Origin of the sequence: Arthrobacter sp. MSA 4-2 (genome assembly GCF_016405885.1) — a bacterium.
Taxonomy (GTDB): Bacteria; Actinomycetota; Actinomycetes; order Actinomycetales; family Micrococcaceae; genus Arthrobacter_D.
Genome location: NZ_JAEKGC010000022.1, coordinates 1 through 19,543 on the forward strand (window position 1 = coordinate 1; position 19,543 = coordinate 19,543).

Annotated in this window: 22 protein-coding genes; 11 read left to right on the plus strand and 11 right to left on the minus strand. The window is 63.9% G+C overall.

Features of this window, described 5'->3' with window-relative positions:
* From I6N91_RS17535 to I6N91_RS16600, 5 genes are all read right to left on the minus strand, one after another.
* Window positions 1-194 (minus strand): TetR/AcrR family transcriptional regulator (locus I6N91_RS17535; RefSeq protein ID WP_198814390.1); only part of this gene is annotated, 194 nt, incomplete at its 3' end.
* Window positions 195-414: 220 nt separating this feature from the next.
* Window positions 415-807 carry an ester cyclase gene (locus I6N91_RS16585; RefSeq protein WP_159619560.1) on the minus strand — a complete coding sequence of 131 codons (393 nt, stop codon included), beginning with the start codon at window positions 805-807 and terminating at the stop codon, window positions 415-417.
* A 291-nt stretch (window positions 808-1,098) separates the two neighbouring features.
* Window positions 1,099-1,791 carry an NADPH-dependent F420 reductase gene (locus I6N91_RS16590; protein ID WP_198814392.1) on the minus strand — a complete coding sequence of 231 codons (693 nt, stop codon included), beginning with the start codon at window positions 1,789-1,791 and terminating at the stop codon, window positions 1,099-1,101.
* Window positions 1,792-1,918: 127 nt separating this feature from the next.
* On the minus strand, window positions 1,919-3,145 hold the full coding sequence (locus tag I6N91_RS16595; protein ID WP_198814394.1) for an MFS transporter: 1,227 nt from the start codon (window positions 3,143-3,145) through the stop codon (window positions 1,919-1,921).
* A 115-nt stretch (window positions 3,146-3,260) separates the two neighbouring features.
* On the minus strand, window positions 3,261-3,944 hold the full coding sequence (locus tag I6N91_RS16600; protein WP_198814396.1) for an SDR family NAD(P)-dependent oxidoreductase: 684 nt from the start codon (window positions 3,942-3,944) through the stop codon (window positions 3,261-3,263).
* A gap of 46 nt (window positions 3,945-3,990) precedes the next feature.
* Between I6N91_RS16600 and I6N91_RS16605 the strand changes: the two genes are divergently transcribed.
* Window positions 3,991-4,980, plus strand: a complete 990-nt coding sequence (locus I6N91_RS16605) for a helix-turn-helix transcriptional regulator (protein WP_198814414.1) — start codon at window positions 3,991-3,993, stop codon at window positions 4,978-4,980.
* A 477-nt stretch (window positions 4,981-5,457) separates the two neighbouring features.
* Here the strand turns inward: I6N91_RS16605 and I6N91_RS16610 are convergent, their stop codons facing one another.
* Entirely contained in the window at window positions 5,458-6,414 is a 957-nt protein-coding gene (locus I6N91_RS16610) for a quinone oxidoreductase (RefSeq protein ID WP_198814398.1), read from the minus strand.
* A 48-nt stretch (window positions 6,415-6,462) separates the two neighbouring features.
* Here I6N91_RS16610 and I6N91_RS16615 point away from each other — a divergent pair, with 48 nt between their 5' ends.
* Entirely contained in the window at window positions 6,463-7,080 is a 618-nt protein-coding gene (locus I6N91_RS16615; RefSeq protein ID WP_198814400.1) for a TetR/AcrR family transcriptional regulator, read from the plus strand.
* Window positions 7,081-7,339: 259 nt separating this feature from the next.
* On the opposite strand, the gene I6N91_RS16620 is transcribed toward I6N91_RS16615, so the two are convergent.
* Window positions 7,340-7,828: a VanZ family protein gene (locus tag I6N91_RS16620; protein ID WP_198814402.1), complete on the minus strand. Its 489-nt coding sequence runs from the start codon at window positions 7,826-7,828 to the stop codon at window positions 7,340-7,342.
* Between the two features lie 456 nt (window positions 7,829-8,284).
* Here I6N91_RS16620 and I6N91_RS16625 point away from each other — a divergent pair, with 456 nt between their 5' ends.
* The 3 genes from I6N91_RS16625 to I6N91_RS16635 are packed head-to-tail and all read left to right on the plus strand — an operon-like array spanning window position 8,285 to window position 9,763.
* The gene (locus I6N91_RS16625) at window positions 8,285-8,596 is read left to right on the plus strand and encodes a helix-turn-helix transcriptional regulator (protein ID WP_198814403.1); all 312 of its coding nucleotides are present in this window, start codon (window positions 8,285-8,287) and stop codon (window positions 8,594-8,596) included.
* A gap of 34 nt (window positions 8,597-8,630) precedes the next feature.
* Entirely contained in the window at window positions 8,631-9,335 is a 705-nt protein-coding gene (locus I6N91_RS16630) for an NAD(P)H-dependent oxidoreductase (RefSeq protein ID WP_198814404.1), read from the plus strand.
* 32 nt (window positions 9,336-9,367) lie between these two features.
* Window positions 9,368-9,763, plus strand: a complete 396-nt coding sequence (locus I6N91_RS16635) for a RidA family protein (RefSeq protein WP_198814405.1) — start codon at window positions 9,368-9,370, stop codon at window positions 9,761-9,763.
* Window positions 9,764-10,106: 343 nt separating this feature from the next.
* Here the strand turns inward: I6N91_RS16635 and I6N91_RS16645 are convergent, their stop codons facing one another.
* Together I6N91_RS16645 and I6N91_RS16650 are read right to left on the minus strand one after the other, a co-directional pair.
* Entirely contained in the window at window positions 10,107-10,757 is a 651-nt protein-coding gene (locus I6N91_RS16645; RefSeq protein ID WP_198814415.1) for a response regulator transcription factor, read from the minus strand.
* A gap of 34 nt (window positions 10,758-10,791) precedes the next feature.
* The gene (locus I6N91_RS16650; RefSeq protein WP_198814407.1) at window positions 10,792-12,084 is read right to left on the minus strand and encodes a histidine kinase; all 1,293 of its coding nucleotides are present in this window, start codon (window positions 12,082-12,084) and stop codon (window positions 10,792-10,794) included.
* 109 nt (window positions 12,085-12,193) lie between these two features.
* Here I6N91_RS16650 and I6N91_RS16655 point away from each other — a divergent pair, with 109 nt between their 5' ends.
* The 6 genes from I6N91_RS16655 to I6N91_RS16680 all read left to right on the plus strand — a co-directional run bounded on the left by I6N91_RS16655 (window position 12,194) and on the right by I6N91_RS16680 (window position 17,808).
* Window positions 12,194-12,961 (plus strand): ABC transporter ATP-binding protein, encoded by a 768-nt coding sequence (locus I6N91_RS16655; protein WP_198814408.1) that lies wholly within the window; start codon window positions 12,194-12,196, stop codon window positions 12,959-12,961.
* Complete coding sequence (locus I6N91_RS16660; protein WP_198814410.1) at window positions 12,958-14,880, plus strand: ABC transporter permease; 1,923 nt, start codon at window positions 12,958-12,960, stop codon at window positions 14,878-14,880. The genes I6N91_RS16655 and I6N91_RS16660 overlap by 4 nt, the downstream gene beginning before the upstream one ends.
* A gap of 157 nt (window positions 14,881-15,037) precedes the next feature.
* Window positions 15,038-15,274: a hypothetical protein gene (locus tag I6N91_RS16665; protein WP_198814411.1), complete on the plus strand. Its 237-nt coding sequence runs from the start codon at window positions 15,038-15,040 to the stop codon at window positions 15,272-15,274.
* Window position 15,275: 1 nt separating this feature from the next.
* On the plus strand, window positions 15,276-16,466 hold the full coding sequence (locus tag I6N91_RS16670) for a serine hydrolase (RefSeq protein WP_198814412.1): 1,191 nt from the start codon (window positions 15,276-15,278) through the stop codon (window positions 16,464-16,466).
* Between the two features lie 112 nt (window positions 16,467-16,578).
* Window positions 16,579-16,842 (plus strand): transposase, encoded by a 264-nt coding sequence (locus I6N91_RS16675; RefSeq protein ID WP_269823114.1) that lies wholly within the window; start codon window positions 16,579-16,581, stop codon window positions 16,840-16,842.
* Between the two features lie 288 nt (window positions 16,843-17,130).
* On the plus strand, window positions 17,131-17,808 hold the full coding sequence (locus I6N91_RS16680; RefSeq protein WP_198814413.1) for a M48 family metalloprotease: 678 nt from the start codon (window positions 17,131-17,133) through the stop codon (window positions 17,806-17,808).
* A 642-nt stretch (window positions 17,809-18,450) separates the two neighbouring features.
* Here the strand turns inward: I6N91_RS16680 and I6N91_RS17295 are convergent.
* The gene (locus I6N91_RS17295; RefSeq protein ID WP_233091989.1) at window positions 18,451-18,780 is read right to left on the minus strand and encodes a hypothetical protein; all 330 of its coding nucleotides are present in this window, start codon (window positions 18,778-18,780) and stop codon (window positions 18,451-18,453) included.
* 39 nt (window positions 18,781-18,819) lie between these two features.
* Window positions 18,820-19,209, minus strand: coding sequence for a MerR family transcriptional regulator (locus I6N91_RS17300; protein WP_233091990.1), 390 nt, complete (start codon window positions 19,207-19,209; stop codon window positions 18,820-18,822).
* Window positions 19,210-19,543 lie beyond the last annotated feature (334 nt).

Below are 19,543 nucleotides of genomic sequence, written 5' to 3' on the forward strand. Positions count from 1 at the left end.
TACATGCTCGAGCGTGTGATGCCGAGCGCGTCGGTGAGGTCGGTGAGGCTGGTGCCCTCATAGCCCTGCGCCCAGAAAACCCGCATCGCCCGCTCAAGGGCCTGGTCCACGTCGAACTCCCTCGGACGACCACCTAAGTTCACTGGGTTCACGGCGTTCACGGCGTCACCTTCCTGCTCCCTAACATGACACATGGCTGATGATATGAACTTTAGTGGGGGTCCGGGGCCAGCGAACACGCTGGCCCACGACCGGCTTGGTCGCGGGAGGGACACCGGAGCGTCTGCGCGGACCGGCGCGGGCGTCCGGGTCCGGGCCAGTCCCGCCCCGGCCTTTGTGCGCGGCGGGCAGGGTTCGATCGGGGGATCGAACCCTGCCCGACTTCGGCTCCGCAGCCCTCAGGTTGGAGCGCTGCTAGCTGGCGAGCTGCTTCTGCAGTGCCTCCGCGTCGTGAAGTGCCGACATGTGCACGAACTTGCCGTCCCGCACGGTGTAGATGGCGTACTCGACGATCTCGAACTTCCTGCCGGTCGGTGCGGCGCCGAGCCATTCCTTGGTGGGGGTTCCGGTATTGATAAGGCGTACGGCGAGGCTGTCACCATGGATGGCCAGCTCCTGGGTCTCCCAATGGAAGTCAGGAACCGGGTCGATGATGCTGTGCAGCTGAGCGACCAGCGCCTCACGGGTGCTTGGCTCGCTGTGCATGACGATCGATTCGTGGACGAATTCATCCATCCGGTCGAACTCGTGGGCGTTCAACGCCTCGATGTAGCGCTCGTAAAAGTCCCGCAGGTTGAAATCAGACATGGTGGTGTTTCCCTTTTCTCCTCGGCCAAGGTGGCCAGCCAGCGTCAAATAATCACGAACGGTCCCACTGGAAGTCTCCGGTGTACACCCTCGCTGTCAGGTGTAACTGCGCGGCCTCAGGTTCTATTCCGATCGATCCACATCCTCGGTCTAAGTTTCCCGGCTCAAGACCTGTGCATGGGGTTTACCCAGGAGGATCATGCGCCGCTTCCGTCTCGCCGGCGGGCGTCGGCTGAGTCACGCAAGGGGATGACCCTCGGGGCGCCTGTGCCGCGGAGATGACTGCCCGGATCAGCGGCCGGGGCGGCGCGCGAGCTGCAGGTTGCGGATGAGCTCCTCGCGGCTCTGGCCGTCGACGTGATGTGACCACATCGGGGTGCCCGGGGCGCTGCGCCACGATTCCTTCAGGGGACTGTTGTCGACGGCGTCGAAGCCAAGGTCGTTGTAGAAGTCCGTGACGAACCTGACGGCCTCCGGGTAGTCACTGGAGACAACCAGGGCTTTCCGGTCGGGAGCTCCGGCGGGTCTGGCCAGACGGATCAGAGCAGGCTGGGTGTCGCTGGGGACGCGGATCTGGGCCCGCGCGTGGAATTGGACGTGGGTGAATGCCTTGACGATTTTCGAGGCCGGCAGCTGCTCCTGGCGCAGTTCGTGGATGGTCTTCAGGCCGGAGTCGACTTCACGGAAGTGGCCGTCGCGCCAGGTCATGTAGTTGTTGTTGTCGATGACGATCTTTCCGGCGAGCTCCTTGGCCGGCAGAAGGTCGTCCGGGGAGTATGGGAAAGCCAGGAAGGCGACATCCGCTGCGGCTGCTGCGTCGGTCGCGTATGCGGCGGAGGCTAGTGGGCCGAGCTCGCGAACCAGTCCTGTCAGGGTCTCGGGGTTGCGTGAGTTGGCGATGACGACGGTGTAACCCGCCGCCACTGAGGCACGGGCGAGTGTGCTGCCGGCCTGGCCAGCGCCGAGTATGCCGATGGTTGTCATGAAAAGTGCTCCTTAGGCAGGCGTGGCGCGGGTGCGCGGGCCTTGTGAAAGTGGGGTTGTGAGTTGTGCTGCGGCGGCAGACGCACCCGGTACGGCCTGGGTGGCACCTTGCCATGAGTTCTGTCGGTCAGCGCTCTGATGCGCCCGGCAGGACTACTGCAGGAGTGGACATGTCGTTCGCCCGCCGGCGGATGCTGGTCAGGACCATTCCGCCGAGGATGGCGAGGACACCGCCGATGATGAGGTTTGCGCTGGCCGATACGCTGTCGACCAGCACACCCCCGACAATCGCGCCTACCGCGATCGCGATATTGCAGACGGTGACGATGAGGCCGCCGATCTGTTCCAGGCGCGCAGGTTCGGTACGGGCCCCCCAGCTCAGGACGGTCGTTGGGACGCCGCCGAAGCCGAAGCCCCACAGGGCGACGGCGATGAACAGGCCCACGGTCGATCCGCTGGTCAGAAGCATGGTCAGCATGCCGGCGGCCACGAGGAGGGGGAACAGGAGAATCGCGGCGCGGAGGGAGCGGTCGACGATGGGCCCGCTCAGGGCGGTGCCGAGGACATTGGCGATGCCGAAAACGAGGAGCATGACAGCCAGGCCACCTGCGTCGATATTCGAGACGCTTTCCGCTGCCGGCCGGATGTAGGTGAAGCCGCTGAAATGGCCGCCGAAGATCAGCAGGATGGCGGTGAGGCCGGCGATGACGATGCCCGAGCGCAGCGTGGCTCCAAGAGCGCGCAGGCCGCTGACGGCCGTTGGTATGACGTGCGGCAGGGTGGCCGTCTGCGCGATGAGCGCGACGAGCCCGACGCCGGCGCCGAGGAAGAACACCCCGCGCCACCCCCAGACCTCTCCCAGCCATGCGCCAAGAGGAACAGCGACGACGGTCGCGACCGACACGCCTGCATTGATGATGGTCAGGGCGCGGCCGAGGTGGTCGCCGCGGACCAGCTTGGCCGCCATCGCGGTGGCCATGGCCCAGAATCCGCCGAGTGCGATGCCGAGGAGGACCCGCGCCAGAAGCAGCACGGGAAGACTGGGTGCCAGGGCCACGATGACATTGGACACGATGGCCAGAGCGGTGAGGCCGATCATGACGAAGCGGCGGTCCATCCGTGGGAGCACCACGGCGATGAGCAGCGCGGCGAACGCGCCGGCGATGGCGGTCACGGTGACGCTTTGGCCCGCGGCACCGATTGATACCTCCAGGTCATCTGCGATACGCGGGAGCAGGCTTGCCGGAAGGAATTCGGACATGACGATGGCGAAAATACCGATGCCGAGCGAGATGACGCCTCCCCAGGAGGCGGGCCGGTGGTGGGTGGATTCTTGTGTGGTTGTGCTGGTCAAAACTTCGTCTCTCTGGTGCGGAAGGTTTGTGCGTGTGAGAACATTCGAAACCGATGGCAGGGACGGGGGTACTGGGGTGAACGCGGGCGCTCACCCCAGTACCGCGGGCCGGCTGCTACCAGGAAACGTTGCCGTTCTCGTCCTGCAGTGTGCCGGTGGGGCCGTCCGCACCGAGGGTTGCAATGCCGACGACGATGCGGGCGGACTCCTCCACCGGCCGGCCCACTCCGAAGGCTGCTGTCATGTCGGTGGCGGTCGTACCGGGTTCGACGGCATTGAACTTGATGCCTGGCTGGGATTTGGCGTACTGCACGGTGAGCATGGTCGCCGCGGCTTTGGATGCCGAGTAGAGCGCCAGCGGCAGATTGAATTCGGGCCGCTCGGGATTGGTCACGGCCCAGAACGATCCAGCGGTGCTGGAGACGGTGACAACATTGGGGTTTTCCGAGTTGTGCAGCAGAGGAAGCGCCGCCTCTGTGACACGGACAATGCCGACGGCATTCGTGTCGAAGGCGTGAAGGGCGGTGGGTCCGTCCAGCTCCGTAGGCAGAACTCCGGCATTGTGGATCAGGACGTCAAGGCGGCCTTCGCGCGCCTCAATCGTCGCGAGAGCGTCCCGGACCGAAGAATCATCGGTGACGTCAAGCTGTACAAAGCGCGCACCGATGGCCTCGGCCGCCTTCTGGCCCCGCTCAGAATCGCGTGCGCCGATGTAGACGACGTGCCCGAGGTCCATAAGCTGACGAGCGGTCTCGAAGCCGATGCCCTTGTTGGCCCCTGTGATCAAGGAGATAGTCATGATGTCCTGTCGAAATAGATTGCGTGAATGGGTCGTTGACGACAGTATGCGCACCCACTCACCCCAACCAGAGCCCTCCCGAGACCGGGGTGTGGCAGGACCCCCCCTAACCCGATCCCGCAGCGAATCCGAACAGGGAGCTCGAACAACTTCAGGATCAGGGGCTGGGACCGACGGCCCGGCCAACGCGCTCGGGGCCTACCTGCGAGCCCGGCGGGAGATGATCACCCCCGCCCAAGCCGGCATCCCCGTCGTGGGCGCCCGTCGTGTCCCCGGCCTTCGGCGCGAGGAGGTTGCCATGCTCGCCGGGATCAGCGCTGACTACTATCTGCGCCTCGAACGCGGACGCGACCGGCACCCGTCGGTGCAGGTACTGGAAGCAATAGCCCGGGTCCTGCAATTGGATGACGACCACTTCACCCACCTGCTGTCCCTGGTAGCCGAAGTTCCTCGTCAGCGTCAGCGCCGCCCGCGCAAGGAGATCGTCCCGCCCGGGGCGTTGAAGCTCCTTGAGTCTCTGAATCAGCCGGCTTTCATCGAAGGGCGCTACTTCGATGTCCTCGCGTCCAACCCCCTCGCCAAAGCGCTCTCGCCAAGGTTGGAACCCGGGAGAAACCAACTCATGGACATGTTCCTGGACCCGGCGGAGCAGGCACTGCAGCCGCAGTGGAAGGACGTCGCGGAGTGCTTCATCGCCAATCTCCGCCAGTCCGTAGGCACCGACATCGAGAACCCCAGGTTCGTCGAACTCGTCGGAGAGCTTTCCCTGACCAGTCCTCTCTTCGCACAGCTCTGGGCCCGCTATGAAGTGCGCGGACAAAAGGGGACCATGCTCCGCTTCAATCATCCACAGGTCGGCGAACTGCTTCTCAATCGCGAAAGGCTGAGCATCGGCGGGGCCGAAGGTCTCATGCTTGTCGTGTTCCACCCAGATGCCGGCTCCGACGACGCAGACAAACTTTCACTACTTGCCTCCGCCGGACTTCCTGTCATAGCAGCATCCAAGCCTCTACAACCGGAACGCCCAACCAAATAGCACCACAGGCCGCACATCGCCAGGCGCCTAAAGAGGCGCGACGCTGGCGCTTTCGTGGCAGGGCTGCTCAATCTCAGTCTGCACAAGAATGTCCTGGACCGCCGGCGGTGGGCCAACCGGCAGGACCTCCGGCTGGCTGGCACGAGCTGGATCGAGCGGACACTGTTCCCCGTACGGAGAAGGCAGCTGGTTGCTGGGGTAGCGAAAACCAGCTCTACACCTGACTTTGGCCCGGCGGACGTGGTGGGCAGTTCCAATTGCAACTTCGAACTGAGAGGGGGCGGGCGCCCGGCAGGTAGACGGACGCCCGCATATGGCAAGAGGTGGGATAGTGAACAGTGGCTATCAGCGCATTGCCCCGGTACCGCCGGTCACGACGGCAATCCGTTCCTGGTTCGCCACCAAGATGTTGTTCTTCCGTGGATTTTGTTTTGCCTGCGCACGAGGACGCGCATTGCAGGTGTGATGCCGCGCAGGCTAGGGAATGAGCAGCAACTTCCCGGTGGTCGCACGCGATTCAATGTCGCGGTGCGCCTGTCCGGCTTCGATCAGCGGATACCGCCTTCCAATGTTTACAACGAGGTCGCCCCGTTCGACGAGCGTGAAGAGTTCGGAAGTGCGTGCCCTGAGCTCCTCAGGGGTGCGGACATGATCGTTCGTCACACCGTAGGTGATCCGGGTACTCCGTGGGATCTCGTTCATGGAGATCGAGGGGACATCGCCAATGAGCGGACCGTAGAACACCAGAGTGCCGTGGGTGCGCAGCACCTCCAATGAAGCCTGGAAGGTGGTCGCGCCTGCGCCGTCGAACACGGCATGGACGCCTTCGCCGTTGGTCAGTTCTTTGACCCGATCGACGAAAGCCCCACCCGTTGACACAAGAACATGGTCTGCGCCGGCATTTTCGACGATCTGGATTTTTTCGGGCCGGGAGACGAGGCCGATGACAGTTCCACCGCGTGCCTTGATGAGTTGGGTGAGCATCAGCCCGACTCCTCCCGCCGCCGCGTGCACGAGCGCGATGTCTCCGGGCTGAACAGAATGTGAGGCGGTGGTGAAGTGATCCGCAGTCAGGCCGTGAAGGACCACAGCCGCGGCCGTCTCGTGATCGATGGAATCAGGCAGTGGTACGACGTACCCGACCGGGATGACCATCTGCTCGGTGTAACTGCCATGCGAGTCGATGGTGAGCCAGGCAACTCGATCTCCGGAGGCGAAATCTGTCACGCCCCCTCCTACTTCCACGACAACGCCGGCCCCTTCCATGCCAGGCACATCGACGACATGGTTCCGTCGGATGGCCGTGTCGAGATAGTTGACGCCGACCGCCCGCACCTCGACCAGGACCTCGCCCGGACCAACGGGGGGAGTGGGGCGTTCTTCTACTGTCAGGACATCTGGTCCGCCTGCTTTGCTGATGGTGATTGTTTTCATGCCTTCACCATAGGGATCATAAATTTTACTCCCAAGTACAATCTAGGCATGGCAACAGCAAAGGGAAACGCTACCCGCCGGAGGATTATTGAGGCGGCCGCTGAGGAGATCCGGGAACGGGGGACCGACAAGACCACGCTCGACGACGTCTGCCGGCGAAGCAACACGGGCAAGGGCCAGCTGTTCTACTACTTCCCGGAGGGCCGCGAGCAGCTCCTCTTAGCGGTGACCGAACATGAAGCCGCCCGCGTTTTCGATGACCAGGAACCCTACTTAAGTCAGCTGACCTCCGGTTCAGCCTGGACAGCCTGGCGCGACCTCATCGTCAAGCAGTACCGGGATCAAGGCCTGCACTGCCCGCTCGCCGTGCTGATTGCCGACGTCGGACGATACAGCCCCGACGCCCAGGCCGTTTCAGCCCAACTGGTAACTAGGTGGCAGCACGCACTCCAATCGGGCATCGAAGCCACCCAGGCGGCCGGCGAAGGCGATCCCGATCTGGACCCCAAGCTCACCGCAGCAGCAATTATTGCCGCCATTGAAGGAGGCGTTACCGTTTTGCTCTCCACAGGATCAGCCGAGCATCTCGAGGCTGGCCTGAACTTCTGCCTCGACAGGCTTCTAGTAAAGACACGACCTAGGGCAGTCCACAGTAACCAGGGCTGAAAGCACCTCACTACGCCCAGTTCCCGTTCGACGATACGCGCGTACTTCTCCTGAACAAGCAGCACCACCACTGCGTCGCCGGCCACAAGGGCGGTCCGCGGAGCTGCGAAACTGATTTCCGCCGCTCAGTCCTGAAGGCGTCACATGACCGTGCCGAACCCAGTCATGTGTCGGAGTGTGGAACTGATGCCGCGTTGACCCTGGTGTCGGGGCCAAGGCAACGGCCGATTTACGTGCCGTCATGCTGGATGTGGCGCGTTCAGAGTTTGGGATCATGCCGCTTTTCGAGGACGATGATGCAAATTGCGGTCAGGACTCCTAATGCTGCTCCGATGGTATTCATGAACCAGTCATCTGTATCGCAGGAACGTCCCAGGGCAGATACCAGTGCTTGTGTGAGTTCTATGAGGACAGATAAGCCAGACACAACGGCGAACACCCGCAATGGACGTCGGAAGAGCAAGGTTGCGAAGAGAGCGAGAGGTAGCAACATCGCCACATTGGCCAAGGTATCGACCCCTTGGAACGGCACAGAGAACTGGATAGTGCAGAGAAACTCTGGTTCAGCTGATGAGGGTGAGAGCGTCAGAAGGAGAGGCCCCAGGAAACTTAAGATTACTAGGACGACAAAAGATTTGTTTGCCCTCATCCAATGCAGAACCCACGCGAAGACGGCACCAACGGTGATGACGACCCAGAACAGGACGCGGACGAGCACAGGGTGTGCAGCAAGAATGGTGCTGATCATGGCGCTGCGCTGTCGATGTGCATCGTTCGACCATCCCTGAAAAGTGAGCCCTCAAGCAACACTGTCGACCGACCACACAGCGGTATGCCGACACGCTACATCGACGGAGCGGCTGCGGAAGGATCATCTAGTACCTTTCCGCATTCATGCAGAAGCTAAGTGACGGCTCACCCGGAAAGGACTATCAGCTACATGCACCGTATCGCGTCTTTTTCGTCGCGCTCTCGGTTGATGCATTGCATAGGAAAGAGGTATGCGCAGTCTGCTTGCAGACCTCCCCCTGTATATCGACCGCTAATCAATGGGTTGCCACCAGCACGAGCGTTTTAGCTGCCGTTCTCCGTCCGGTCCCTGAGCCGAGCATCAATTGATGCCTGACATTCGGTAGCTTCACCGGCGAGGGGATGCGAAACGCTGGAGGCAGCGCCTGCGTCGGTACTGGTGAGACCATGGAGTATGTCTTTATCACTCGTCGAAGTCCTCAAGGTTCTCGGCAACCCTACGCGTCTTCAGATTATGGAGTGGTTGCGCACGCCTGAGGAGTCCTTCGCGGAGTACGAGCCCATTGCGGACCGCGAGGAGTATGGGGTGTGCGTGACGCACCTGGCGGCCAAGACGGGTCTTGCGCAGCCAACCATATCGGTCTACATGAACTCCCTGGAGCGGGCCGGCCTCGTGGAATCGACTCGAATCGGCAAGTGGACGCACTACCGGCGCGTCGGCACGCAGGTGGACGAGCTTGTGTCGCAGCTTCAACATCGGCTCTGATAGACAATTTGCTAAACGTCTATATGATGGTGGCATGACCTTCACTGATTCAAGCAACCCCATCAGGCGTGCGTTGATCGTTCACGCCCACCCCGAGCCCGCCTCGTTCTCATCCGCCCAGGCTTCTGCAGTTGCCCAGCAGCTGAGGTCGGAGGGCGTCGAGGTCGACTTCATTGATCTGTACGACATTGGCTGGAACCCTGTTCTGAGCCGCGAACAGTTCATAGACGGCCCGGGTTACTTCAAGCCCCAGGCCGAGCAGATGCGGGCCTTTGCTGAGGGCACGCTCCCCGAACCGGTCGGGGCGCACCTGGCCAAGCTGCAGGACGCCGACCTGCTCGTGCTGTCATTCCCGGTGTGGTGGTTCTCCATGCCCGCGATCCTCAAGGGCTGGATCGACCAGGTGTTCTTGCTCAGCGCCATTTTCGGCGGTGAGTACGGCATTTTCGACGAGGGCGGCATGACGAACAAGAAAGCCATGATGCTCCTCACGACAGGAGGCGTCGAGGCATCCTTCGCGCCCGGCGCAGCCTCCGCACCCGGCGGCTACGGCGAGCTCGATGACTTCCTTTACCACGTCCGCCGCGGGATGTTCGAGTTCGTCGGGTACGACGTGGTGCAGCCCTTCGTCACTCACGCGCCTGTACGCCTCAGCGACGAGGAGCGTGAGCAGGCTCTCGTCAAGGCTCGCGCCTACGTCACCGAGACGCTCCTGGCCGAACCGGCCGCTGTCCGCTGAGACGTTGACAACCGAAGAACTGGAGCACAGTCATGATCACTAAAACCAATATCGATGTCCCTGGGCTCGGCGACTCCCGCAAGTACGCCTACCTGCAGTGCGTGACGGCCGGCGATTTCGCGTTCGTCGCCGGGCAGACCGGCGTTGATAAGGACTACAACATCGTTTCGCCCGAGTTCGGTGCCCAGGCCCGTCAGGCCCTCCGCAACGTCGGACTGGCTCTCGAGGCCGCGGGCACGAACCTGGCCAACATCGTCAATCTGACGGTGTACCTGGCCGATGCCCGCGATGCGTTCGAATTCATCGACATCTGCCACGAACTGATGGATGAGAACTTCGCTCCGACCGCCATTCTCGGAGGAATCGATTTCGTCCTCTCCGGTCTGCGCATCGAGGTACAGGCCACCGCCGTGATCGAGCGCCCCTGAGGCCAGCGCACCTGAGGGAGGGACAGCCCCGCTGCCGTCCCTCCCTACACCGCAGCTGCGGTGCTGCTGATTGAAAGAAACACTATGCACGTCCTTCTTACCGAAGCGACCGGCTACATGGGCTCAGCCGTCCTCAAGGCCCTCATTCAGGGTGGCCACTCCGTCGCCGCCCTCGTCCGCGCCGAGGACGCCGCCGACCGCCTACGCGGCCCGGGGGCCGTCGATACCACCGCGTTGCTCCTTTTCGCGGCCCTCCTGACCGCACGGGGGGCGTCATGCTGGCTGTCACGGACACGCCAACCGCCTGAAGCGCGAATGCCACTGCCTGAAGCGCTGAACCGGCTCAGCTCTCCTGATTGCGCAGATACGTCAACACAGCCGCAACCCGGCGGTTCTGATCGTCGTTGGGCGGCAAGTCAAGCTTCATCATGACGTTACCAATATGTTTGACGACCGCTGCCTCAGAAACAAACAGACGCCGCGCAATAGCACCGTTGGAGTGGCCCTCGGCCATGACGGCCAGCACCTCCCGCTCACGGGGAGTAAGCCCGGCCAACGGATCGCGGTGCCGCCTGATCATCTGACTGATAACCGCCGGGTCAACCGCCGTACCGCCGGCATGAACGCGGCGCAGCGTGTCCACGAAGTCCGCGACGTCGCTGACCCTGTCCTTGAGCAGGTAACCAATTCCGGCTCCACCGGCGCTGTCGAGCAGTTCGGCGACGTAACTCTGCTCGACATACTGACTCAGGACCACCACCGGAAGGGAAGGGTTTCCTTCACGCAGGCGCACCGCCGCGACGAGTCCCTCAGAGCGGAACGTCGGCGGCATGCGCACATCGGTGACCACGAGGTCCGGCGCGGCGTCGCGTCCAGCGGCGATCAACTTCTCGCCCGTATCCACCGCCGCGGCGACGACGAACCCGTTTCGTTCGAGCAGCACCTGCAGACCCTCGCGCAATAACGCGTTGTCCTCAGCGATGACCACCCGCACCGGTTCCAATGCGGCCGGGCCGGTGGTAGCGGAATCAGTCATCCGGGTGGCCCTTCCCAACTGCGGGGACGGTGATGATGATCGTGATGGCCGTCGGTCCACCCAGAGGCGAGTCGATCTCCAGGTCTCCATTCAGGGCGGCGATGCGGTCGGAGATGCCGTTGAGTCCGCCGTTGTCCCGATGGGCAATGCCTGCTCCACCGCCACCATCGTCTCGGACCCGGACCTTCACGAGTCCGGGCGCGGGCCGCTGGAGCCGGACCTGGGCCTGCCCGGCGTTGGAATGCTTTATGACGTTGGTGAGGAGTTCGGCGACGCAAAAGTACAGGTTGGTCTCAATCTCCGTGGGCAAGCGGCCGGTCAGCCGGTCCTCGACAGCGATGGGGAGGGTAAGTGTGTCGGCCAGTTCGCGGATTGCTGCGCCGAGGCCATGATCGGTGAGGACCTGGGGGTGGATGTTCCGGACGAAGCTGCGCAAGGCACCCAGGGTCTGTTTGGCCTGGTCCTGGGCGCGGGCCACGTCAGAGCGGCCGGGGGCATCATTGGGCATGACGGCCAGGGCGAGCCCGAGCGTCATGCTGACCGACAACAGCTGCGGCTGCACGCCATCGTGCAGGTCCCGCTCAATACGGCGGCGTTCGATGTCGAAGGCACGCACCAGGCGCGCCCGCGACTGCGCGGTCACCGTCAGGTCACGCTGGAGGCGCTGCTCCGGCCGGGTCAACACCTGGAGGACCACCGAGGCATGAGCCCTGGAGAAAACCGGTGAGGTGACAACGAGTGCGGTGAGCACAGCGACTCCGATGACCGATGCCAACACCGACTGGGGTACGGTGCTCACCGTGAACGGCCCAATCACGATCGCCTCCCGGTCTCCCAGTGCCGTCAGCAGCGGGCTGAACAGGGCGACAAGGGATACCAGGACGACCAGCGCAGCGAAGACCGCGATGGCCCCTCCGATCGTGAGCATCATCACGGTGTAGGCCAACGGGCGGATGAGCGTCCGCGGCTCACGGAGCCGGACACCCGGAGGGCCCCCAGCGGATCGGTCGAGCAGAGCGGTCGCTCCGCTCCAGTCGGCCCGGGCAAGAACGACCGAGATAAGCGGGAGTCCCACACCCAGCAGCGCCAGACCCGCGGTAACCAGGCCCGCAGCGGTATCGGTGCCGCGCACAGGGCCGCTGAGCGCAATACCGATCGGTGTGCCCAGCAGCACGACAACGGAAATGACCACCAGGGCCCGGATGCAGACGGCCGCAGAGTAGAGCACCGCTCTCCAGCGCCTGATGACCGGCAGGGCCTGATGTGTTGACTCCGCATTGATCACCTGACCAGTGTAGAGACGAACCGGCCCGAAGAAGGTAGGGCCAGCCATACCCTGGATCGACGGGGTGGCCCCACTGCGCAGCCCGGGGGTCCCACGGTGTACTGGATGCATGACCACAAACGACCCGCACAGCACCGTGCTGCATCTCAACGATGTGACACGCACCTACCAGTCAGGAAAATCCACCCTCACGGCGCTCGACCGGGTCACGATCGGACTTCGTCGTGGTTCCTGGACGGCGATCATGGGGCCATCGGGGTCAGGCAAATCCACCCTCCTGAACAGTGCTGCCGGGCTGGACACCCCTGACTCAGGACAAATCCTCCTTAACGGCGACGATATCGCGAGCCTCAGCGATGATGTGCTGACCCGGATGCGGCGCACCGAGATCGGATTCATCTTCCAGCAGTTCAACCTCGTCGCGGCCCTCAGCGCAGCGCAGAACGTCGCCCTGCCGCTGCGTCTGGCCGGACGCCGTGACGCTAACAGGGCCGCTACCGAAGCCCTCAACTCCGTCGGTCTGGGCAAGCACACCGGCCATAAGCCACGCGAACTCTCCGGCGGGCAGCAACAACGCGTCGCTATCGCCCGCGCCCTGGCCACCCGGCCGAGCATCCTGTTCGCCGACGAGCCCACCGGAGCCCTGGACAGTGCCTCCGCCGCCACGGTGCTGGATCTCCTTCGCGCCCTGGTCGATGAGCAGGCCCAGACGATCCTGATGGTCACCCATGATCCGTCGGCCGCCGCCCGCGCCGACCACGTGGCGTTCCTGCGCGATGGACGCCTCGTCACAACTCTGAACGGCGCCGACGCGAACCAGATCGCCGCCACCCTAGCCGAGCTCGAAACGCTGGCCGGTACGGGAGTGCAGGGATGATCCGCCTGGCCCTGCGCACCTTTGCTGACCGCTGGCAGCTCTTCGTCGGCACCGTCCTCGCCGTGACCGCCGGGGTCGCCATCGTCCACGCCGGCCTGACGATCATCCTCGGCGTCGAGGACGCCGACGCACCCACCGGTTTGACCCCCGAACAAGCAGAAGCATTCCGCCTGGCCGCCGCCGATGGCAGCGAGCTGACCGGGATAGCATTGATGATCGGCATTTTCCTCACCATCTTCGTTGTCGGCTCGACTTTCGGTTTTGCCGTTGACCAGCGCCGGGGTGATCTCGCCATCCTCAGACTTGGCGGCGTGACCAGGCGCCAGATCCGCAGGCTCCTGCTCGGTGAAGCCTTCCTCGCCGCGCTGCTTGGCGCGTTGGCCGGGGCCCTGCTCGGAACAGTACTGACCACCGTGCAGCGATTCCTTCTGTCCCGGCTCGGCTTCTTCCCCGAAGACCTCGCCACCCCCGTCCAACCCGCAGTCCTGGTGATCGACCTGATCGCCGCCCTCACGGTCTGCCTCGCCGGCGCCCGGGGTGCAGCCAAGAGCGCCACCAAAGTCAGTCCCCTGGATGCGCTGCGCCGCAGCAGCGGTGAACGGCGCGTCATGACCCTGGGTCGATGGATCGTGGCCATCACGGCCTTGGCGCTGACCGCCCTCCAGGCCTACTTCTCCGCGACGGCCGGCGGATTGCTCGTCCCACTCCTGCTCGGCCTTGGCATCATCATGACCGGCTCGGTCGCGATGAGCCGGCTCTCACCCCTGCTCGTGCCCGCCGCGGCTCTGGCACTCACACCCTGGTCGCGCCGCTCACCGGTCGCGGGCCTGGCAGTGGCGAACCTGCGCGATGCCGTGCGCCGCACCGCCTCAGGCGCGGCGCCGATGATTGTGCTCGTCAGTCTCGTCATGGGCCTCCAAGGAATTGTGAACACCCAAACCGAATCCGGCGCCGCCACGCTGATCTTCGACGCCGACCTGATCGCTACCGGCGAGGACATCGACGTGAGCGCACTGGAGAACATCAACGGAATCTCCCTCGCCTCACCCGAGACGGTCGTACCACTGTCCGTCCAGCTCACCACGGGCGGCGCCACCACCACCGGCCCCGGAACCGTCGTCGCCGTCGACCCCGACGCGTTCAACGCCACCCACCTGCAACAGCCGGACAGCGGTCGTGTGGCCGACTTCGGCCCCGACAGCCTCATTTTCGGTCCCGGCCTGGAATCCACCATCGATGGCGCATACGACCAGATCACCGTCAAGATTGACGGCCGGACCCTTGTCCTGAGCGAGGCCGCCAGGATGTCCGCAACCCCCACCGGAACCGACGGCTACTACATCGACCGCTCACTGCTGCCCGCCGACCTGCTCCAGGGGCCCACCACCTTCCTGGTCCAGCTCGCTCCCGGCGTCGAGACGGCCGTGGTCGAATCCGCACTCACCGCCGCAGGCGCGTCCACGGTGCAGACGCCGGCAGAGTTCACGGAAGAACAGAACAGAGCCAACGCCGCGGGAAACCGTGCCGTGATGGTCATGATAGTCGGGCTCGGCAGCCTCTACGCCCTCATCAGCGTTCTCAGCACGCTCGCCATCTCCATCAGTCAACGCCGCAGCGAACTGGCGACACTGCGGCTCAGTGGCCTCACCCGGCGCCAGATCCAGCACAGCACCATCATCGAAGCCCTGGCCGTCACCACCATCGGCCTCATCCTCGGCGCCGTCGCTGCCGTTCTCTCCCTCGTCGGACTGTGGGCATCGACCTACCGCCTCTACGGCGCGCCGGTCATCGCGATCCCCTGGACGCTACTGGGCGTCATCACCCTGCTTGTTGCCACGCTCACCACCATCACGGCCCTTCTGGCAACCCGAGCAGCCATGAAGGTCCCGGCCATCCGGGCCCTGGGAGCACACGAATGAGCCGTGAAGTATCAGCCCGGCTCGGAACGTCGATCCAGAGGACGCACCTGTTGTCCCTCACGTCGCCGCCTGATCCGAACTGACCGCAGCCGGGACCCCAACCAACCCCGCAACCAATTAGCCCACCAACTAGCCCTCCAACCTGAATGGTTTTCGCATGACCCACCACGCCCGTGTCCAAGGACATGAACGCGGCCGCACCATCGTGCTCTGGGCTGTGCTTACCGCAGCACTGGCCGCAAGCATTCTGACCACCAACGTGGTTCCCATCCCGGGGCTCTCGGGCCCCGCCGCAGCCATCGCCCTTGTCTGCGCGGTACTCCTTATCCGGGGGCACCGGCGCCGGAAGCACGCAGCATCACCAACAACCCGCTACACCGCATCGGAGCACTGACATGAAACACACCCCCAAATTCGCGGTCATCACCACCGCACTGGCCGCGTCGCTCGCGTTCACCGCGTGCGCCTCCCCGGCCGCCACCAAGGACGCCCCCGAGGAAGCACCGAAGGTACTGACCAGCATCGCGGAGCGACTCGTCGAGGAAGGCTACCCGGGCGCGATTATTACCCGCACCCTCCCGGACGGCACCGCCGAAACCGCCACTGCCGGCACCGCCGATCTCGCCGCCGACGCACCGGTTCCCGCTGACGGTGAAGTGCGTATTGGAAGCGCCAGTAAGCCATTCTCCGCGGTGGTGGCCCTGCAACTGGTGGAAGAAGGGCTCCTGGAGCTGGACCGGAGCGTTGACACCTACCTCCCCGGCATCATCAAGGGAGAGGGAATCGACCCTAAGGCCATCACCGTCCGGCAGCTGCTCCAACACACCAGCGGCCTGCCCGAGTACACCGACCTCGTCGTCAAAGAAGCGTTCGCCGACCGCGACGTCTACCGCTCACCCCGGGACGTGCTCGACATCGCTCTCGGACAGCCCGCGGACTTCCCCGCAGGGGAACGCCATCAATACACCAACACCAACTACATCGTTCTGGGCCTGATCATCGAACGCATCACCCAACGGCCCCTGGCCGAACAGATCCGCGATCGGATCGTCACACCCCTGGAACTGAAACACACCTACCTGCCAGAACCGGGTGAGACCGGGCTCCGCGGTGAGCATCCCCTGGGCTACCACATCGACGCCAAGGGGGAACTACGCGACATCACCGAGTACGATTCTTCCACGGCCTGGGCATCCGGAGCGATGGTATCCACCCCGGCTGAGCTCAACACGTTCATGAAGGCCGTCCTCGACGGCGAGCTCCTGGAACCGGCCGAACTCGACCAGATGCTCACCGGCATCCCCACCGGCGATAAAATCATCCCCGGAAACACGTACGGGTTGGGGATCGAAAGCAGCGAACTGGGCGGCGGCACCACCTGGGGCCACAACGGCTACATCCCCGGCTACCAGACGATCAACACAGTCGCAGAGGACGGCACCGCAGTCACCCTCACCCTGACAGCACTGCCAAACGCCATCTACGACGGCCCCCTCGACGGCTCCCTCGACGGCCCCCCGGAAGAATTCTTCGATTTCGCCCGCTTGTCCATCGACGCCCTCGACGAAGCCCTCAGCACACCCTGACCCGACCCCCACCACAGCACCGCAGCCCGTCTCCTGCCAGCAGGCAGCCCGTTGCGACGGGCCATGAGGTGAGTGACCGGACGGTAAAAAGAACGGTGTGTGAGGCTCCGGCCTGCAGCAGTGCGTTGTGCACCTGATCCGCAGCCCGTTCCGCCACGCCGGCCGAGGGTACCGCGGCAGTATCGTCAACGCCCTCAGCCCGGTCCACACGGCTCCGCGCGGGGCCGCGGCGAAGGACCGGTTCGCCGAATTCGCAGCTCAGCGGAATCCGGCGATCGTGCAGCTCTGGGAGTCCTCGTCGAGTCCGCCGGGTGAGTCAACACAATCAAGAAGTGACGAGAAAAGGCGAAAAGAAGGGCCTGTCAAGCTTAGGTGACAGGCCCTTCTTCTTCCACACCTGGCGCGGACCCGTTCGCGCAGTTTCAGCTGAACATTATGGCGTCCTTCGCCCTGAAACGCCGCAGCCGCTAACCCACCAACCAACCCACCAACCCTCGAACCAACCCTCGAACCAACCCTCGAACCTACTCTCCAACCCGAATGGCTTTCGCATGACTCACCATCCCCATGTCCAAGGACGTACCCAAGATCGAAGTGGCCCGACCCCCCAACATCGAACGGACCACCCTGTATCGGGCACAGAACCGGTGGGGACCGGATAGAGATGTCTCGTGATCGATACGTCATCGACGGATACGACGAGCTCCAAAAAGCCGCCCGCATCCACGTGGCGCGCATCAGTGGCGAGGAGGGCCTGCAGGTACCAGAAGTCACCATCGTTCAGGCCGTGGAGCCTGGCCCATTCCGCGCCGACGCCCACTTCACAACGCCCAAAGGCGTATCCACGATCGAAGTCACTGAGCGCGCCCTGCGTGAGCTCTCCATCGAGGGGCTGGCCTTCCTGCTCGCGCACGAACTCGGGCATCTCGCGGACGCGGCGTGGTGTGCGAGAAGAACCCGCGTGCTCGTAGCGGTTTTCTCCCTCGCGGGAGTGCTGATGTTGGGGGGCTTTCTAGCGGCCGCCCTCGCGGGCTACTTCAACGCCAGCTCGTTGGGTGGATTCGCCGCCCTGGTGATCGGCTTGGTCACCTTGGGTGTTTGGCTGCTTATGGCGTGCGCGATAAGCCGGGCAGGGGAGATGCGCGCTGACATGTTTGCTCTGCGCCACGACCCGGAGCTGACCGGCGCACGTGACGTGTTCGACTCGTGGGAAGCAGACAACCCGGACCCAACAGGGCCCATGACGCTGAGGCGAAGAGTGTCATTCCTCTTTCGGACCCGCCCCTACCGATCCACGAGGCTCCGAACCATGCAAGCAGCACTCTCCCGCAACACCCGGTGACCGGGAGCAGACGAAAATCAGGATTGTCCGTTGGTCGCCGACGGCGAGTACCCGCTACAGCCACCTGCTCGTCCGCACGCTTGTCGGACTTCCCCTGATGCTCCTGCCGGTCAGTGCGCGGATGGAGGGCCGCCGTGCACTTGTCCGACGTTGAGCGGTTCGCGTCCTATGTGCGCATGGGACCGGGGGAGGAGTCGTGCTGGATCTGGTTGGGAGCTGTGAGTGACGACGGGTATGGGCGGTTCTGGATCGGGAAAGCTGACCGGCAGAAATCCGTGAGCGCATACCGGTTCGCCCTCGCCTTGATCCACGGTGGCCCTGGAAGCGATAAGGGGCATGAACTCTTTGCATCAGGATGTCCCCTTGTGTGTGAAGGCGACGAACGATGCCGACTCTCATCTGACCGTCGGCACACGATCGGACAACCGGCTCGCCGAGCGGACCAGGGCAGGCATGGCCATGGCCGCGGACTACGGAAGGAAAGCCGGCAGGCGGAAAGTCACCCCCAACCACGCCCAGGTCAAACGCGCCCGGGACCTCAAAGCCCAAGGACTCGCGCCGGCCGACATCGGGAAGATCATCGGGGCCAGCCGGGCGACGGTGTACCGCTACCCAGGCTTGGGAGTTGCTGGACCGGCGGGTTTAGGTTGTGGGTTTTTGGTCTGGTGTCGGGGGTTCTGCGGCGCGCAGGAGGCTGTCGGCGATGATGCTGGCGCGGGTGATGACGTCCCTTTGTGCTGGATTGTAGAGTTCCTGGACGGACTCGATCATGGTGGCGTGGGTCACTCCGGCGCTTTTGGTGACGTGGCCTTTGGGGTCCCTGAGCCAGGGGTAGTCCTTGAGTGTCTTGGCCAGCATGGGCGCGTAGCGTTCGGCGAGGTCCTGGCGCTGATTTTCCTCCACGTCGGGTGAAAGCGCGTCGAGTTCCGCTTTTGCCTTATCGGTGTCCGCTTCGACCATGTGGCAGGTCATTCATCGCATCGTTGTCGTAGAGCTGGGAGTAAATCAGCATCAGGGACCGGTCGGCTTCGGACATGCCGGCTCCAACGTCCTCGAATCCCGGGGGACGTCGGTGACCGTCGAGCCGTGGAGGATGGCCTGGATCTCGGCCCTGGCACGCTGGAGGCGTTCGATGCTCGCCCGCAGGTCCCCGTCAATGGCCCGCAGTGCCTCGGTCGACGAGTCGCCATCGACGGCGACTTCGTCGATCTGGTCCAGGGGGACGCCGAGGTCGCGCAGGCGCCGGATTTTCAGGAGACGGACGAGGTGTCTGACCTGGTATTGCTTATAGCCATTGGACATCCGGTCCGGCTGCTCGAGAAGGCCGACCTGGTGATAGTGACGGACCGTGTTCACGGTCGTCTCGGCCAGATCCGCGATCTCCCGTGTGCTCCGTCCCATCTCTGGTCCTCTTTCCTTGATTGCACTTCGGCGGGTGGATATCGATGAGCCCCACCGGGGGGGCGTCATCAGGTGTCCGAGTGCATGGACGCCATGTTTTCATCATGTTCTGGCCACCCGCTCATGGGAGGGAGGGCTCCGCGGCCGGGGGCGTGTCCGGGATGATCGGGGGACCGCCTCGATGATCGGGCTCGGGCTGCTAGCAAGTTTCAGGTTCCTGCCGGCACGAAACAGATGAGGAGTTCAGGGAACTCTTCACCAGCCGAGCAGGCTCAGTACTCCGGTCGCGGCCGCGGCGACGGCGGCGGTCCACACGATGATGGCGATTGCCTGC

Coding starts and splice junctions, on each gene's coding strand:
- I6N91_RS16610 (WP_198814398.1), bottom strand. CDS start 6,414: ATGAAAACAATCACCATCAGCAAAGCAGGCGGACCAGATGTCCTGACA.
- I6N91_RS16590 (WP_198814392.1), bottom strand. CDS start 1,791: ATGACAACCATCGGCATACTCGGCGCTGGCCAGGCCGGCAGCACACTC.
- I6N91_RS16680 (WP_198814413.1), top strand. CDS start 17,131: ATGTCTCGTGATCGATACGTCATCGACGGATACGACGAGCTCCAAAAA.
- I6N91_RS17295 (WP_233091989.1), bottom strand. CDS start 18,780: ATGACCTGCCACATGGTCGAAGCGGACACCGATAAGGCAAAAGCGGAA.
- I6N91_RS16620 (WP_198814402.1), bottom strand. CDS start 7,828: ATGATCAGCACCATTCTTGCTGCACACCCTGTGCTCGTCCGCGTCCTG.
- I6N91_RS16600 (WP_198814396.1), bottom strand. CDS start 3,944: ATGACTATCTCCTTGATCACAGGGGCCAACAAGGGCATCGGCTTCGAG.
- I6N91_RS16635 (WP_198814405.1), top strand. CDS start 9,368: ATGATCACTAAAACCAATATCGATGTCCCTGGGCTCGGCGACTCCCGC.
- I6N91_RS16665 (WP_198814411.1), top strand. CDS start 15,038: ATGACCCACCACGCCCGTGTCCAAGGACATGAACGCGGCCGCACCATC.
- I6N91_RS16660 (WP_198814410.1), top strand. CDS start 12,958: ATGATCCGCCTGGCCCTGCGCACCTTTGCTGACCGCTGGCAGCTCTTC.
- I6N91_RS16655 (WP_198814408.1), top strand. CDS start 12,194: ATGACCACAAACGACCCGCACAGCACCGTGCTGCATCTCAACGATGTG.
- I6N91_RS16585 (WP_159619560.1), bottom strand. CDS start 807: ATGTCTGATTTCAACCTGCGGGACTTTTACGAGCGCTACATCGAGGCG.
- I6N91_RS16605 (WP_198814414.1), top strand. CDS start 3,991: ATGCGCACCCACTCACCCCAACCAGAGCCCTCCCGAGACCGGGGTGTG.
- I6N91_RS17300 (WP_233091990.1), bottom strand. CDS start 19,209: ATGGGACGGAGCACACGGGAGATCGCGGATCTGGCCGAGACGACCGTG.
- I6N91_RS16630 (WP_198814404.1), top strand. CDS start 8,631: ATGACCTTCACTGATTCAAGCAACCCCATCAGGCGTGCGTTGATCGTT.
- I6N91_RS16670 (WP_198814412.1), top strand. CDS start 15,276: ATGAAACACACCCCCAAATTCGCGGTCATCACCACCGCACTGGCCGCG.
- I6N91_RS16615 (WP_198814400.1), top strand. CDS start 6,463: ATGGCAACAGCAAAGGGAAACGCTACCCGCCGGAGGATTATTGAGGCG.
- I6N91_RS16625 (WP_198814403.1), top strand. CDS start 8,285: ATGTCTTTATCACTCGTCGAAGTCCTCAAGGTTCTCGGCAACCCTACG.